14 protein-coding genes are annotated in these 14,839 nt (G+C 64.5%); 4 read left to right on the plus strand and 10 right to left on the minus strand.

The genetic code is table 11. The annotated features are described in order from the left end of the window. Positions 1–147 precede the first annotated feature (147 nt). Positions 148–1,011, minus strand: coding sequence for an aminodeoxychorismate lyase (locus tag GJB56_RS16575; protein ID WP_029256127.1), 864 nt, complete (start codon positions 1,009–1,011; stop codon positions 148–150). Positions 1,012–1,090: 79 nt separating this feature from the next. On the opposite strand from GJB56_RS16575, the gene ygfZ reads away from it, so the two are divergent. The 4 genes from ygfZ (at position 1,091) to GJB56_RS16595 (ending at position 4,233) form a co-directional block, all read left to right on the plus strand. Further along, complete coding sequence (ygfZ, locus tag GJB56_RS16580) at positions 1,091–2,212, plus strand: CAF17-like 4Fe-4S cluster assembly/insertion protein YgfZ (protein WP_029256128.1); 1,122 nt, start codon at positions 1,091–1,093, stop codon at positions 2,210–2,212. Continuing rightward, positions 2,209–2,877: an MOSC domain-containing protein gene (locus GJB56_RS16585; RefSeq protein ID WP_020908935.1), complete on the plus strand. Its 669-nt coding sequence runs from the start codon at positions 2,209–2,211 to the stop codon at positions 2,875–2,877. Before ygfZ ends, GJB56_RS16585 begins: the two co-directional genes overlap by 4 nt. Then, positions 2,874–3,827 carry an asparaginase gene (locus tag GJB56_RS16590; protein ID WP_003940365.1) on the plus strand — a complete coding sequence of 318 codons (954 nt, stop codon included), beginning with the start codon at positions 2,874–2,876 and terminating at the stop codon, positions 3,825–3,827. The genes GJB56_RS16585 and GJB56_RS16590 overlap by 4 nt, the downstream gene beginning before the upstream one ends. Positions 3,828–4,029: 202 nt before the next feature. Continuing rightward, positions 4,030–4,233 (plus strand): DUF3073 domain-containing protein, encoded by a 204-nt coding sequence (locus tag GJB56_RS16595; RefSeq protein WP_003940337.1) that lies wholly within the window; start codon positions 4,030–4,032, stop codon positions 4,231–4,233. Positions 4,234–4,383: 150 nt separating this feature from the next. On the opposite strand, the gene purM is transcribed toward GJB56_RS16595, so the two are convergent. The 9 genes from purM to purL form a co-directional block, all read right to left on the minus strand. Continuing rightward, the gene (purM, locus tag GJB56_RS16600; protein WP_003940225.1) at positions 4,384–5,463 is read right to left on the minus strand and encodes a phosphoribosylformylglycinamidine cyclo-ligase; all 1,080 of its coding nucleotides are present in this window, start codon (positions 5,461–5,463) and stop codon (positions 4,384–4,386) included. 207 nt (positions 5,464–5,670) lie between these two features. Continuing rightward, entirely contained in the window at positions 5,671–6,417 is a 747-nt protein-coding gene (locus GJB56_RS16605) for an AIM24 family protein (RefSeq protein ID WP_113682478.1), read from the minus strand. Between the two features lie 13 nt (positions 6,418–6,430). Further along, the gene (locus GJB56_RS16610; protein WP_003939918.1) at positions 6,431–7,108 is read right to left on the minus strand and encodes an AIM24 family protein; all 678 of its coding nucleotides are present in this window, start codon (positions 7,106–7,108) and stop codon (positions 6,431–6,433) included. A gap of 3 nt (positions 7,109–7,111) precedes the next feature. Next, a complete protein-coding gene (locus GJB56_RS16615; protein ID WP_003940441.1) occupies positions 7,112–7,720 on the minus strand; it encodes an AIM24 family protein in 609 nt (202 codons plus the stop codon). 153 nt (positions 7,721–7,873) lie between these two features. Beyond that, on the minus strand, positions 7,874–9,451 hold the full coding sequence (purF, locus tag GJB56_RS16620; RefSeq protein ID WP_003940541.1) for an amidophosphoribosyltransferase: 1,578 nt from the start codon (positions 9,449–9,451) through the stop codon (positions 7,874–7,876). A 126-nt stretch (positions 9,452–9,577) separates the two neighbouring features. Then, positions 9,578–9,967 carry a sterol carrier family protein gene (locus tag GJB56_RS16625; RefSeq protein ID WP_003939745.1) on the minus strand — a complete coding sequence of 130 codons (390 nt, stop codon included), beginning with the start codon at positions 9,965–9,967 and terminating at the stop codon, positions 9,578–9,580. Then, positions 9,967–10,623 carry a CPBP family intramembrane glutamic endopeptidase gene (locus GJB56_RS16630; RefSeq protein ID WP_019745102.1) on the minus strand — a complete coding sequence of 219 codons (657 nt, stop codon included), beginning with the start codon at positions 10,621–10,623 and terminating at the stop codon, positions 9,967–9,969. Before GJB56_RS16630 ends, GJB56_RS16625 begins: the two co-directional genes overlap by 1 nt. Further along, entirely contained in the window at positions 10,620–12,404 is a 1,785-nt protein-coding gene (locus GJB56_RS16635; protein ID WP_092764268.1) for an alpha/beta hydrolase, read from the minus strand. The genes GJB56_RS16630 and GJB56_RS16635 overlap by 4 nt, the downstream gene beginning before the upstream one ends. Before the next feature lie 3 nt (positions 12,405–12,407). Further along, positions 12,408–14,696, minus strand: a complete 2,289-nt coding sequence (gene purL, locus GJB56_RS16640; protein ID WP_019745104.1) for a phosphoribosylformylglycinamidine synthase subunit PurL — start codon at positions 14,694–14,696, stop codon at positions 12,408–12,410. Positions 14,697–14,839 lie beyond the last annotated feature (143 nt).

Genomic DNA, 14,839 nt, shown 5'->3' on the forward strand with positions numbered 1-14,839 from the left:
TCCGAGAGTAGGGCCCTGGGACAGGCTTCGGGGTTCGAGACGCGGGCAGTCGCTCGGCCCCTGCGGACACGGTACTGCTGTCCGGTTTGGACCGCAGGACTTTGCTACTACCAAATGTAGTAGAGACCTGTCGCGATTCCTATTCGCCTATCGCCCTGCTGAATCCGAATCAATTGCACGTTCAACCAATTCCGCGAATTCCTCGGAGACCTTCGGCTCTGGCAATGCGAGCCCGTCGAGTGTATTGACGCGTGCGGCCAGCGTGACGCTCGAAACCATCCACACTCCGTCGGCCGCAATCAAATCCGCAGGTCGGAGGGTTTCGTATCGGCAATCGAAGCGAGCACTGCCGGCAACGTCGAAGAGGGCACGCTGCGTCGTACCCATCAAAATGCCCTGTGCGGGAGGCGGTGTGATCAAAGTCCTGTCCCGAACGATCACCACCGTCGAGCGTGGCCCCTCCAACACATTGCCCTCGGAACTGACGAAGATCACATCGTCGGCACCCAAATTCGCCGCATATCGGAGCGCTGCCATGTTGGTTGCGTAGGACAACGTCTTCGCGCCCAGTAGCTGCCAGGGTGCCCGGGCAGAGAGATCGACCGAGAAACCTCGCTCGAGAGTCATCACCGACAGCCCCGATTCGCGGACCTGTCTGACCCGATCGGCCACCGGACCGACCATCACGAAGGCTGTCGGCTTGTCGCCGCTCTCACGGCCGCGGGTCAGAACAAGACGAAGAGCGCCTTCCTTCTCTGTCCCCCACTCCTCGGCTGCAATCTCGATCGCCAGACGCCAGTCATCGAGAACGGGGGCGGGCAGACCCAGTGCCCGCGCGCTCAGAACCAGTCGACTCAGATGTCCCTCGACCACCCGCGCCCTACCGTCGCGTACCAACAGCGTCTCGAAGACTCCGTCGCCGCGCACCACCGCCAGGTCGTCGGCGTGCAGAAACGGTGCGTCAGCATCGAGCACCTCATGGTCGAGAGTCACCAATACGCGATCAGGCATGCCATCAACCCTAACGATCCGCCAAGCCGCCGGGGCCGCCCTGTAACCGCGATCCCGCCCACACTCCTAGACTGGTCTTGTGGTCGACAACGCTCTTGTGCCCAACAGCCCACTTCTGACTTCCCCCGGCGCGGTCACCGCACCGGACGGTTCGGCCGACATCGGTGTCGCATGGCACTACGGCGATCCCCTCGGTGAACAGCGAACCGCGCAGCGCGCAGCAGTGGTGGTCGACCGCAGTCACAGATTCGTGATCGCCATTCCCGGCGACGAACGCCTCACGTGGCTGCACACGATTTCGAGCCAGCACATCGCCGCGCTCCCCGACGGCAAGAGTGCCGAGAACCTGAGCCTGGATGTCAACGGACGCGTCGAGCACCACTTCGTGCAGACGGACCTGGCCGGTGTCACCTGGATCGACACCGAAGCCGACCGCGGACCCGACCTCCTCTCCTTCTTGAAGAAGATGGTGTTCTGGTCCAAGGCCGAACCTCGAGACGGCAACGAACTCGCGGTATTGAGCCTGGTCGGTCCCGAATCCCCGGCTGTCCTCTCCGCGATCGGCGTGCAGACACCAGCCGATGCCTACGACGCTCTCGCGCTGGCCGACGGCGGGTTCGTCCGCCGCATGCCGTGGCCCACCGAGGACTCTTTCGATCTGCTCGTCCCACGTGAGCAACTAGCGGCGTGGTGGACCAAGCTGACCGATGCCGGTGCCAAGCCCGCCGGAAGTTGGGCCTTCGAGGCGCTCCGCGTCGAAGCGAGGAGGCCTCGCCTAGGACTGGACACCGACGAGCGGACGATCCCGCACGAGGTCCACTGGATCGGCGGGCCGGCCGAACACGGCGCCGTCCACCTCGACAAGGGCTGCTACCGCGGTCAGGAAACCGTCGCCCGGGTTCACAATCTCGGCAAGCCCCCGCGCCATCTCGTCATGTTGCACCTCGACGGCAGCGCCGAAGCGGTCCCGGAACCGGGTGACCCGATCACGGCGGGCGGACGAGCAGTCGGACGTGTCGGGACCGTCGTCAATCATCACGAACTCGGCCCCATCGCGCTCGCTCTGATCAAGCGCAACATTCCGGTCGACACCGAACTGATGGCCGGCCCCAGCGCTGCGTCCATCGATCCGGATTCGATCGTCGCGGACGACGCACCCCAGGCCGGACGTGAGGCTGTCAACCGATTGCGCGGAAAGTGACGGGCATGGTCGACGCGGTCTGCGTCGTCCACACCGAACGTGACAGTGGCGTCAGGCGAGTCCCCCGGACCGCGATCGACAAGCGTCCCGTCGACGGCCGCGTAGCGGTCGGCCGACTCGGCCTGGGTGGCGACTACGTCTGCGACACCGAGTTCCACGGCGGCGCCTTCCAAGCTGTCTACGCGTATCAGCGCGACGAAGCGCAGCGATGGTCGGACGAGTTGGGCCGACCGCTCGCCCCGGGGTGGTTCGGCGAGAACCTCCACATCAGCGGAATGCTCGTCACGGACGCCGTGATCGGCGAGCGTTGGCACATCACCGGAGCCGAGGCGTCGGACGTTCTCGAACTCGAGGTAACCGCTCCCCGCGTCCCGTGCGGCACCTTCGGCATCTGGGCCGCGGAAAAGGGCTGGGTCAAAAGATTCACCGAGCGGACCGACGTCGGCGCCTACCTTCGCGTCAACCGGACCGGCACGATCGCCGCGGGCGACTCGGTCACCCGAGTCCACGTACCGGATCACGGAGTGACTGTTCGAGAAGTCTTTGCCGGAACCGACCCCGAGAGACTCCGACGGCTCCTCGCAGAACACACCGATCTTGCACCGAACGTCGCCGCGCGCGTCCAGAGGTTCGTCGAACAAGCAGAAGCGCAGGTGCACTCGTGAGTATCGAATTGGTGGAAGTGGTCCGCTCCGGATTCCGCGAATGCGTGCATCGCGGATCGGCCGTCATTCTCGGCGCAGACGGCGAGGTCGTTGTCGGACTTGGGGAAATTCACACACCCATCTACCCGCGCTCGGCGAACAAGCCGCTGCAAGCCGTCGCTGCGCTTCGTAACGGCTTTGCACCCACCAGTCCGGAAGAGTTGGCCGTCGCGTCGTCCTCACATGCGGGCGAGGCCGATCACATCGAACTGGTCGCCGCGCTTCTCGCTCGCTACCAACTCGGTGTCGACCAGTTGCAGTGCCCCTCCGATCTGCCGGGCAACGAACTGGCCCGAGCCGAACTGATCGCAGCGGGCGAGCTTCCCAGTCCGATCTACATGACCTGCTCGGGCAAGCACTCCGCGATGCTCGCGACGTGCGTCGTGAACGACTGGCCACTCGAGACGTACATGGAGCCGACCCATCCCCTCCAACTCGCGATCCAGGAGACGATCTTCGATCTCAGCGGCGAGGAAGAGCAGGAACTCGGCATCGACGGTTGTGGTCTCCCGATCGTCCCGCTTTCGCTCACGAACCTGGCTCGGGCATTCGGACGCCTGCCCTCGGCTGAGCCGGACTCCCCCGAACGGGCTGTGGCCGACGCGGTCCGCGAAAACCCCTTCCTCGTCTCGGGCACGGGCCGCAACGATCAGCGCCTGATGTCCGCCGTGCCGGGGCTGTTCTCCAAGACCGGATACGACGGCATCTACGCCGGAGCGCTTCCCGACGGTTCCGCTTTTGCCCTCAAGATCGACGACGGCCACGAGCGGGCGCTCCTGCCATTGGCGGCAGCTCTGCTCAAGCGAATGAACACCGAGTGGACCGAGGAATTGGCGGCTCTCGCATCCGCTCCGGTCTTCGGCGGCGACGCCCGAGTGGGGACGATTCGCGCAATTCCCGGAAACTTCTGAGCAGTTCTCACAAAGTTCTGACGAGTTCTTTCAGCATCCTGGCAGCTCGCGGCCATAGTGAGAGCAATCAGACACGGCGGTGAGGCGTTCGTGGAAGCGGAAGCGACTTTTCCACGCTAGAGTGTGTGTCAGGAAACTTACACACTCAAACGGGGCCGCCAAATTCCCCAGGCCGCCCCGCGAAAGCGCGAGGGGGTCAGCCATGGGCCGCGGCCGGGCTAAGGCAAAGCAGACCAAGGTTGCACGCGAATTGAAGTACAGCGTACCGACCACGGATTTCGACAGCCTGCAAAGAGAGCTCGCAGGTGGATCGACCAACTCGCATCGGAGCAGTGTCCGATCGGACCAGACTTCCGATAGGGAAGGGCATGCGCGAGAGGACGACTACGACGACTGGCGGCGTTGACCGCGCACTGCCACCGCGCAGACTGTGAAATGAGGAAGAGCTGATCGCTCTTCCTCATTTTTGCGTTCCATTTTCTGCCCCGCGCCTGCTTGTACGGACACACAAAACTGCCCCACCGGATCTCTCCGATGGGGCAGCTGACGTTGCGGCCTAGAAGCGCGGGTGGTCTCCGGCCAGGAACGCACGCTCTGCAGCGGCGTCCGACGCCTTCTTGACGCTACCGAGCGTCCAGCAGTCGATGTGGCGTGCAGTCAGGACGGCAAGTGCGCGGTCGACGTCCTCGGGCGCCACGACGGCAACCATGCCGACACCCATGTTGAAGGTCTGCTCCATCTCGGCGCGCTCGACGCGTCCGCGCTGCGCGATCATCGCGAACACCGGAGCGGGGCTCCAGGTTCCGCGATCGAGTTCGGCGACCAAGCCCTTGGGCATGACGCGTGCAAGGTTGTTGGCGAGGCCGCCACCGGTGACGTGGCAGAAGGTGCGCACGTCGGTCTCGGCAGCGAGTGCCAGGCAGTCCTTGGCGTAGATCTTCGTGGGCTCGAGCAGTTCCTCACCGAGCGTGCGGCCGAACTCGTCGACGTGTGCGCTCAGGTTCATGCGGTCGATCTCGAGCAGGACCTTGCGGGCCAGCGAGTAACCGTTGGAGTGCAGTCCCGACGAGCCCATGGCGATGACGACGTCGCCGGGGCGAACGCGGTCCGGTCCGAGCAGCTTCTCGGCCTCCACGACACCGACGCCGGTGGCGGAGAGGTCGTAGTCACCGTCAGCCATGATGCCGGGGTGCTCGGCGGTCTCGCCACCGAGGAGAGCGCAACCGGCCTGGATGCAGCCCTCGGCGATGCCGCTGACCAATTCCGCGACGCGCTCGGGGATGACCCGGCCGACAGCGATGTAGTCCTGAAGGAACAGCGGCTCGGCGCCACAGACGACGAGGTCGTCGACAACCATGGCGACGAGGTCGAGTCCGACCGTGTCGTGCTTGTCCATCGCCTGCGCGACAGCGAGCTTGGTTCCGACGCCGTCGGTCGATGCGGCGAGCAGCGGCTCCTTGTAGTCACCCTTGAGGGAGAACAAGCCGGCGAAACCACCGAGGCCACCCATGACCTCGGGGCGGCTGGCCTTCTTGGCCAGAGGGGCGAAGAGTTCCACCGCCCGGTCGCCTGCGGCGATATCGACTCCTGCTGCCGCGTAGGAGGCGCCTGCGGTGCGGTGACTGTCCTCGGTCATCGGGTTACTACTCCAGCCTTGTATTTCTCGCGAGCACGTATTGCTCGTGCACAGGTAAGTGGTCTTGCAATGTGAAGTGTTTGCAATCCTCGTGACGCGAGATGGATCGTTCGACTCGAGACCCAGAGCGCGCACACAAATACCGACGATTACGCCCATACGCTACCGGACCGGCCCCCTCGGTGAGACCTCGCGTACCCCGAGACGTCAGTTCTGCAGCCGCGCACCGATCGAGGAGTGCAGCGCTCGCAGACTGTTCTGCCCGAGTGCAACGGTCTCGGATTCGATGTGTTTGAGGAGGTGCCCGTCGTGGACGACCTTCTCGCTCGACTGGATCAGCACCGTGCCGGCTCCGGTGAAATCGAACTGGCGTTCTTCACCGGTATTCGCGCCGAACATGCTTCCCCGAACCGCGCCCAGGAAGCTCTGCATCCAGTCCGCATCGAAGTGATGGGACGGCGACGGGCAGTCGGCCCAACCCACCAACGCCTGCGGGTCGATGCGCAGCGGCGGCTCCGCGAACATGACCGGGCCGTTGGACGACGCCAGGAACTTGCCCGTTCCCAGCAGCGTCAAAAAGCCTGGGACGATGGACTGTTTGAGGTCCAGGCTCGTCTCGAAGGCGAGGAGATTGGCCGCGCGAATCGTGAGGTTGCCGTCGTCGAGGTCGTAGGAATTGATGTTGAATCCGCGGTCGCCGAGGATCAACTTGCCCTGCCCCTGGGCGAGCACCCAGTCGTCCGCGTAGAGCGGCGAAGAGAACCTGGCCGCGACGATCGCCGTCATGCTCGTGCGCCCGAGCGGCTCGAAGTTGATGCTTCCGTAGTACGCGATCATCGCGCCCTTGGACGTGAACCACGGTTGTCCGGCCATCTCGACGCAGAAGGCGTAGTCGTTGCCCGGGACGTTGTCGTTGGCGGGCAGAGTTGCCGGATTGTGAATTTCGATACCCATGCTCGTTGCCCTCTCAGAACTTCTGCTCGGACGCCTGGACCCAGACGGTGCCGGCGCCGGTCATCTTCAGCTGGATGGACTCCCCCGAGCCCTTGCCGACGGCCTCGCGCCAGCCGACGTTCGCGGAGATGTCGACGTTGATCTGACCGATGTGGCACACGTATGCCTGCGGGTCGACGACGACCTGAGGATTGTTCGGACCGACCTGCAACGGAATCGCGCCCCCGTGCGAGAGAACCGCGACGCTTCCCTGGCCGTGCAACTGCGTCGTGAACAGTCCTTGACCGGTCATCGCTCCGCGTACCGCTCCGCGCACACCGCCCTGCGACGTGAGAGCGACTATCGAACTCTGGAGGTAACCGTCGTGTGCGAGGAGTCGGTCGGCTTCGACCGTGAGCATCGACGAACCGTCGAGGTGGATGACCTCGACATACAAGCCGGCATGCCCGTAGAAGACCTCACCGTTTCCCTCGGCCGCCATCATGCGTGCATGCTCGCCGGACATCATGCGGCCGGCCATCCCGGCGATACCGCCCATGTTCGGCATGGCGCCTGGCCCACCGCCCATGCTGTGCGGGATGAAGCGGACGTCACCGGTGTAGTAGAGCATCGACCCGGTGCGGGCGAGCACGTTCTGGCCAGGCGCGAGGGTCGACTTGACGACCTTGCTGTTCACCAATTCCAACGGCATGGTTCAGCGCTCCTCGGGCTGGATGTAGACGACTCCGGATCCGTCGAATCGCAGCGAGAACGCTTCACCGCTGCCACCGCCGATCGCGGAGCGCCAGGTGACGTCGGTGACGAAGCTCTGGTTGAGCTGGCCGCGGTGAGCGACGAATGCGTCGGGATCGGCAACCAGCGGATACTGCGGGCTGACTTCGAGCGCGATGATCGGTCCGCCCTTCGACAGCACGGCCACCAGACCGGTGCCGCTGACGACCGTCGTGAACAAGCCCTGTCCGGAACCTGCGCCGCGGAGGCCGGCAAATTTCACATCGGTTCGCAGCTGTCCGACCAGTGCGAGCAACTGTGACGCTTCCACGTGCAGAGCGTCGTTGTTGAGTTCGATGATCGTGATGTCCTGGGCGTCGACCGCGAAGTAGACGGTGCCTTGTCCGCTGACTTCCATCAGGGACAGTGATTCACCTGCCGCCTTCTGTTTCAGCGCGGCACGTAACCCTCCGCCACCGCCCATACCGGCGTTCTTGAAGGTGATCGCCCCCTCGTACGCCACCATCGAACCGTTGATCGCTTTGATGGTGTCCCCCACCAGGTCTGCGACCAGTACCCGGTGCCCATCCATTCTCAGTTGCGCCACGGAGGGCACTATGCCAGATGCTCACGACGTATGCCGTGTCGTCGAACGGAAAGTCGTGGAACAGAAAATCTGCCGCCCACATGTTGTGGACGGCAGATTCTCGGCTATCGATTTTCGGCGCTTTGCAGCTTTCGGTGTTCAGGGGCGGCTGAGCGCGCTCGCGTTGTCGTTGTCGCGAGTGGCCGTCGAACCTGCGGTGCTCTCGAGCATCCCCTCGAGGACGTTCTTGCCGATCGACGTTTCCTTGGGAAGCGCGATCGGGTAGGTCCCGTCGAAGCATGCGGCGCACAGACGGCTGGCCGGCTGCTCGGTCGCGGCGATCATGCCTTCGGTGGAGATGTATCCGAGCGTGTCCGCTCCGATGGAACGACGCACACCGTCGAGCATTTCCTCGAACGTCGCATCCTGTCCGCCTGCGCCGTTGGCAATCAATTCGGCCGGTGAGGCGAAGTCGATGCCGTAGAAGCAGGGCCACTTGACCGGCGGCGAGGCGATACGGACGTGAATTTCAAGGGCGCCGGCTTCGCGGAGCATCCGGATGAGCGCACGCTGAGTGTTACCGCGGACGATCGAATCATCCACCACCACAAGCCGCTTGCCGCGGATGACTTCCTTGAGCGGGTTGAGCTTGAGCCTGATACCGAGCTGACGGATCGTCTGCGACGGCTGGATGAAGGTACGGCCGACGTAAGCGTTCTTCATCAAACCCTGGCCGTAAGGAATGCCCGAACCCTGGGCATACCCGACGGCGGCGGGGGTGCCGGACTCGGGAACGGGGATGACCAGATCGCCTTCGGCGGGGTGCTCGCTGGCGAGCAGACGGCCGATCTCGACGCGGGTCGAGTGGACCGAACGGCCACCGATGACGCTGTCGGGACGTGCGAGGTAGACGTACTCGAAGACACAACCCTTGGGAGTCGGGTTCGCGAAACGCGAGGAGCGGACGCCGTCTGCGTCGATCGCGAGAAGCTCACCGGGTTCGATGTCGCGAACGAACGACGCGCCGACGATGTCGAGGGCTGCGGTCTCGCTGGCGACTACCCAACCGCGGTCGAGTCGACCGAGGCAGAGCGGGCGGATGCCGTGCGGATCGCGCGCTGCGTACAGCGTGTGCTCGTCCATGAAGGTGAGGCAGAACGCGCCCTCCAACGTGGGAAGCAATTCCATCGCGGCCTGTTCGATGGTGCTGTCGCCGGCAGCGTGTGCCAGGAGACCACCGATGAGGTCGGAGTCGGAAGTCGCGGCATTGGGGCGCTTGTCGTTGACCAGGCCGGCTGCACGGGTGCGGCTCGCGAGTTCAGCGGTGTTGACCAGGTTGCCGTTGTGGCCGAGCGCGATGCCGGTACCGGCAGTGGTCGTACGGAAGATGGGCTGCGCGTTCTCCCACGTCGTGGAACCGGTGGTGGAGTAACGGCAATGTCCGACGGCGACATGTCCTGGCATCGCTGCGAGAGTCTGCTCGTCGAATACCTGGCTGACCAGGCCGAGATCCTTGAACACCAACACCTGGGAGCCGTCGGCTACCGCAATGCCGGCAGCTTCTTGACCACGGTGCTGAAGTGCGTACAGGCCGTAATAAGTGAGCTTCGCCACATCCTCTCCCGGCGCCCAGACGCCGAATACACCGCATTCTTCGCGGGGCTCGTTCTCGTCCTCGTCGGACGGGTTCGAAGCGAGGAGATTTGGACTGTTGACCGACAGATCGGCACGAGTCACCGGGCGCTCCCTTTGTGGGCAGGGGTTGGGGGGCATCCACAGTCTACGGCCATTTTGGGACACACTTCCCCTGAGGGCAGCCTTGGGCCTCAGATCACGCCGAAGCGAACCGGATGGTCTCTGTCACTACGCCAACCGGAGCAGTGGGAGCCAGTGCGCAATTTCGGGGGCGCGGCTACCTGATGCGTCGACTCGTCCGTCACCTGCGGCCTCGGAGAACTCGAGCAATCCGGTGACCATCTGCAACCACGTGCGAGCGTCCGTCTCGACGACGTTGGGCGGGGTTCCGCGCGTATGACGTGGACCTTCGATGCATTGCACGGCGACAAACGGCGGCACCCGCACCTCGACGCTCGATCCGGGGGCGATCTGTTCGAGAGTGCGCGCACTCATCTTCACTGCGGCGCCGAGTTCAGCGCGAGAAGGCTTCGGAAGTTCCGGATCGCGAAGCCACGGGCCGACAGCCAGGACTGCGGCACGGAATTCGGCGGGGTCGACGGCGCGGCGGGGCGGCATCAGTTCACTCCCTGTCTTCGAGTAGCGATACGAACGGCAAGTGCGCCACCGGCATTGGTCGCGAGGTGCAGCAATGCCGGTGCGAGGACGCTGCCACCCCTGCGATGCAGCCACTCGAACAGCAGTGCCGACGCGCCGGTGAATGCCACTGCAGCGGGAACGTTGTCGCCGGCACCGCGGGCCGGGGCGACGTGCCACAACCCAAAAGTCAGTGCATGAACAGCCTGCGCGGTGGGACGGTTCAGCTCACGATTCCAGACTGCGGACATCGCGCTACGGAACAACAGTTCCTCGGAAAGCACCGTGCCGAAGGGGATGTGCAAGATGATCCATTCGAGGAAGTCCTCACGGCCGTCTGCTCGCTCGTCGGCAGCGAGTGTCGCACGCAAGGACGGGACAACCAGAGCGGCGCTGTAGCCGGTGAGGACCGCCCCGGCCGCGGCTCCGCCGAACTGGGCACCACCACGAATTCCGGTGTGTGCCAATCCGAGTTCCTCGCGGGTGTAACCACGTGCGAGTAAGACTCCGATGGCCGACAGACCGGCCGCGGTGTTGACCACGGCGCGAGCGCGAGGCGAAAGACCGAATGCCGGAAGCACGACGTTGCTCCAGGTGATCGCGGCGGCGGAGAGCGCGATCGAGGCGACTCCCCTCACTTCTCGGGGCCCTCGGATTTCACGGCGACAACCAACGCCGACCGCACCCGCTCGGTTTCTGCGGCCGTCCATCCCTCGGGCTGGGCGACGCTGATCCAGGCGTCCAGAACGGAGGTTCCGTAATTGTGACCGTGACCGTCCGGAACTCCCGCGGCGTTACCGAGGTCTGCAGACACCTGCCAGAACGTCACGACCGGGAACCATTTCATCGACGGTGAGCGGTCGAATCCCGGTACTTCCTTGAGCCACTCGGGCCGGTTGAACATGAGGTCGGGTGACCACCACACCACCGGATCGGAAGGATGCTGGACAAACAGAACTCGCGGCTGCGGCCACGTCATACCGTCGGTCGGAATGTCTGCGGAGCGATCCGCGAACCGGACTCCGGCCAGACCGTCCGCGTACACGGGCGCCACTTCGGGAGTGCCGGGATCGCGCCTCTTCTCGATCGAACGCCACAACTGCGTCGCGTTCGGTGGACCTACCCACAGAATTCCGTCGGCGGTATCGCGCGCCGCTTGCAGTGTGTCGAATGCCCCCGCGCCAGCCATGACGCCGAGGCTCTCGCCGTAGACCATGAACTTCGGCCTGGTGGCTTCCGGTTCCTGAAGCCATCTTTCGTGTACCCGCTCGATCAACAGACGACCGGCAGCTTGCGCCTTCTCCTGGTCTGCGAGGAACGAGATCCAACTCGGCAGGTACGAGTACTGGCTGGCGACGAGAGCAGTGTCGCCGCCATGTACAAGCTCGATTGCCTGTGCCGCAGTGGGATTGACCCACCCTGTACCTGTCGTCGGAATGACCACGAGGACCTTGCGTTGGAAGGCGCCGGTTCGCTCCAGTTCCTTGATGACCAGATCCATACGCTCTTCGGGATCTTCGGCGCTTTCGAGTCCGGCATACACGCGAATCGGATCCATCGCAGGGTTACCGGTTGCCGCTTCGAGTTCCTGGGCGTCCAGTCCACGCGAGACGAAGTTGCGCCCCTCGAACCCCAATGTGTCCCAGGGAGCAGCAGATTCGGGGCTGCCCGATTTCATCGGATCCTGCGGTTCGACGACGCCGTCTCGAGTGGTCGAGTTCTGCAGACTGAAGATCGAGTTGGTCGCGGCATAGATTCCGCGGACGAGGACGCCGTCGACCAACATGAAGAACAGAACGGTGACAACCAGGACGCCGACACCATTGGCCACAGACCGCGACCAGTGGAACCGCCGCATCAGCTGTCGGGCAATCAGTTTCACCAGATCGTGGAGGACCCGCCAGATCGAGATGAGCAGGCCGCCGATGAAGAGGCTCAATCCGAGGGTTCGGATGTAGCCGGAGGTGGTCGTGCCTTCGGCGTCGGTCAGCGCCGCAATTTCGCGTTGCCACCCGGCGGCGTAGACCAACATGATGATCGCCGCGACGATGGATGCGACCGGTACGAAGACCTTGATCGCGGAAGGCACCGGCTCGGGGAGGGGCCACCACCGTCGACCGCTGAGCAGGTATCGCTCCACAGCCCAACCGATCGCGGTGCCGACGCCGTAGCCGATGGCCGAGTTGATGCCGCCGATCAGACCCTGGAAGAGCCAATCGCGCGGCAGCAACGACGGCGTCAGAGACCAGCAGAAGAAGAACGCGGCAAACGCGATGCCGGTGAAGTCGAGTTTGAGGAGCCCCCACGCCCACTCGGTGAAGCGGTTGTCGAACTTCTCGAGAGATGCGGGAACAGCCAGCCGCAGGTGGTGTTCCTGCGGCTGGCTGTCAGACGAAGTAAGTTCTCCGGAATCGACCATCTATCACCCGAACAGTGCGGGCAGCGTTCCCTCGAAGGCCTCACGGAGCTTAGCCATCGTGACGGAGAAGTGTCCCTGGACCTCGACGGAGTCGCTGCCCTCGTCGACGACCCCGATACGCGTCCACGGCAAGCCGCGAGCGGTGCACATACCGGTGAAGCGGGTCTCCTCGGTGCGAGGAACCGCAACCAGGACGCGTCCGGACGATTCCGAGAACAGGGTCACGAACGGATCTGCGCCCTCGGGAATCAGGATGCGGCAACCGGTTTCACCGGCCAGCGCGGCTTCGACGACAGCCTGGGCCAGTCCACCCTCGGAGAGGTCGTGAGCTGCGGTGACCAGTCCGTCACGCGAGGAGGCGAGCAGGATGTCCGCAAGCAGCTGCTCCCGGGCGAGGTCGACCTTCGGCGGCACGCCACCGAGGTGACCGTGCTCGACCTGCGACCAGATGGAACCGTCGAACTCGTCGTGGGTGTCGCCGAGCAGGATCAGCGTCTCGCCAGGCTCGAGTCCGAGGCCCGTCGGGATACGGCGGTGAACGTCGTCGATCACACCGAGGACGGCAACCACCGGCGTCGGCAGGATGGCCGTGGATCCGGTCTGGTTGTAGAAGCTGACGTTGCCGCCGGTGACGGGGATGCCGAGGGTGGCGCAGCCGTCGGCGAGGCCGCGAACGGCCTGCTGGAACTGCCACATGACACCCGGGTCCTCGGGCGAACCGAAGTTCAAGCAGTTGGAGACGGCCTTGGGCGTTGCGCCCGTGACTGCCACGTTGCGGAAAGCCTCGGCCAACGCGAGCTGCGCACCGGTGTACGGATCGAGCGCGGTGTAGCGGCCCGAAGCGTCGGTGGACAGTGCGATTCCGCGTCCGGTCTTCTCGTCGATGCGGATGACACCGCCGTCGGCGTTCTCGGCCAGGACGGTGTTACCGCGGACGTAGCGGTCGTACTGCTCGGTGATCCACTTGCGGCTGCACAGGGCAGGCGAGGCGATCATCTTCAGCAGGGTCGCTTCGAGCTCGGCGTCGGTTTCGGGACGCTTCAGTCCGGCGGTCGTGTTCGCGATCAACGCGTCCTGGCTTGCCGGGCGCTCTACGGGACGGTTGTAGACCGGGCCTTCGTGAGCGACGGTGCGCGGGGGAACGTCGACGACGGTCTCGCCGTGCCAGGAGATGGTGAGGTGCTCACCGTCGGTGACCTCGCCGATGTCGGTGGCCAGGACGTCCCACTTCTTGCAGACCTCCATGAACGCATCGACGTTCTCGGGCGTGACCACGGCGCACATGCGCTCCTGCGATTCGCTGGAGAGCACCTCGGCGGGGGTCATGCCGGTGGCGCGCATCGGAACCTTCTCGAGGTTGATGTGCATGCCGCCGTCACCGGCTGCAGCCAGCTCGGAGGTGGCGCAGGACAGTCCGGCGCCGCCGAGGTCCTGGATACCGACAACGAGGCCGGCCTTGTAAAGGTCGAGACAGCACTCGATGAGCACCTTCTCGGTGAAGGGGTCGCCGACCTGAACCGCAGGGAGCTTCTTACGTCCGCCGGTGTCTCCACCCTCGTCGTCGAACGTCGCCGACGCGAGGACCGAGACGCCGCCGATGCCGTCGAGACCGGTGCGTGCGCCGAACAGGATGATCTTGTTGCCTGCACCCGAAGCGAAGGCCAGATGCAGATCCTCGACGCGCATGACGCCGGCTGCCAGTGCGTTGACCAGCGGGTTGCCTGCGTAGGACTCGTCGAAGACCGTCTCGCCGCCGATGTTGGGGAGGCCGAGGGAGTTTCCGTATCCACCGACACCACGCACGACACCGTCGACGACGCGACGGGTATCGGGGGCGTCGGCAGCACCGAACCGAAGCTGATCCATGACGGCGATCGGACGAGCACCCATGGCCATGATGTCGCGGACGATGCCACCGACACCGGTTGCCGCACCCTGGTAGGGCTCGACGTACGAGGGGTGGTTGTGGCTCTCGACCTTGAACGTGACTGCCCAGCCGTCACCGATGTCGACGACGCCGGCGTTCTCGCCGATACCGGCCAGCATGTTGGCGCGCATCTCGTCGGTGGTGGTCTTGCCGAAGTATCCGAGGTGGACCTTCGAGGACTTGTACGAGCAGTGCTCGCTCCACATCACCGAGTACATCGCCAGTTCGGCGTCCGTGGGACGGCGGCCCAGGATCTCCTTGATGCGTGCGTATTCGTCGTCCTTGAGACCGAGCTCCTTGAACGGCTGAGCGGCATCGGGATCAGCCGATGCGTGCGTGACGGTATCGACCTGGTGAGCAGACACTGGAGAGTGGTCCCTTCCCTACGGGAGTCAAGAGGCAAGCCGGCGCGGAGCGGGACACCACGAATGTGCCCAACGAAAGAACGTGCCGGGGGACAGTCTATCGGTGTGGGCCGACGACTTCCGCAGACGGCAGCACCCGCAAC

Origin of the sequence: Rhodococcus sp. AQ5-07, assembly GCF_009707305.1 — a bacterium.
GTDB lineage: Bacteria > Actinomycetota > Actinomycetes > Mycobacteriales > Mycobacteriaceae > Rhodococcus_F > Rhodococcus_F erythropolis.

Excerpts from the sequence above, each read along its gene's own strand:
- GJB56_RS16615 (WP_003940441.1), bottom strand. The coding sequence starts at position 7,720 with ATGGATGGGCACCGGGTACTGGTCGCAGACCTGGTGGGGGACACCATC.
- GJB56_RS16595 (WP_003940337.1), top strand. The coding sequence starts at position 4,030 with ATGGGCCGCGGCCGGGCTAAGGCAAAGCAGACCAAGGTTGCACGCGAA.
- GJB56_RS16610 (WP_003939918.1), bottom strand. The coding sequence starts at position 7,108 with ATGCCGTTGGAATTGGTGAACAGCAAGGTCGTCAAGTCGACCCTCGCG.
- GJB56_RS16575 (WP_029256127.1), bottom strand. The coding sequence starts at position 1,011 with ATGCCTGATCGCGTATTGGTGACTCTCGACCATGAGGTGCTCGATGCT.
- GJB56_RS16625 (WP_003939745.1), bottom strand. The coding sequence starts at position 9,967 with ATGCCGCCCCGCCGCGCCGTCGACCCCGCCGAATTCCGTGCCGCAGTC.
- GJB56_RS16635 (WP_092764268.1), bottom strand. The coding sequence starts at position 12,404 with ATGGTCGATTCCGGAGAACTTACTTCGTCTGACAGCCAGCCGCAGGAA.
- purM (WP_003940225.1), bottom strand. The coding sequence starts at position 5,463 with ATGACCGAGGACAGTCACCGCACCGCAGGCGCCTCCTACGCGGCAGCA.
- GJB56_RS16605 (WP_113682478.1), bottom strand. The coding sequence starts at position 6,417 with ATGGGTATCGAAATTCACAATCCGGCAACTCTGCCCGCCAACGACAAC.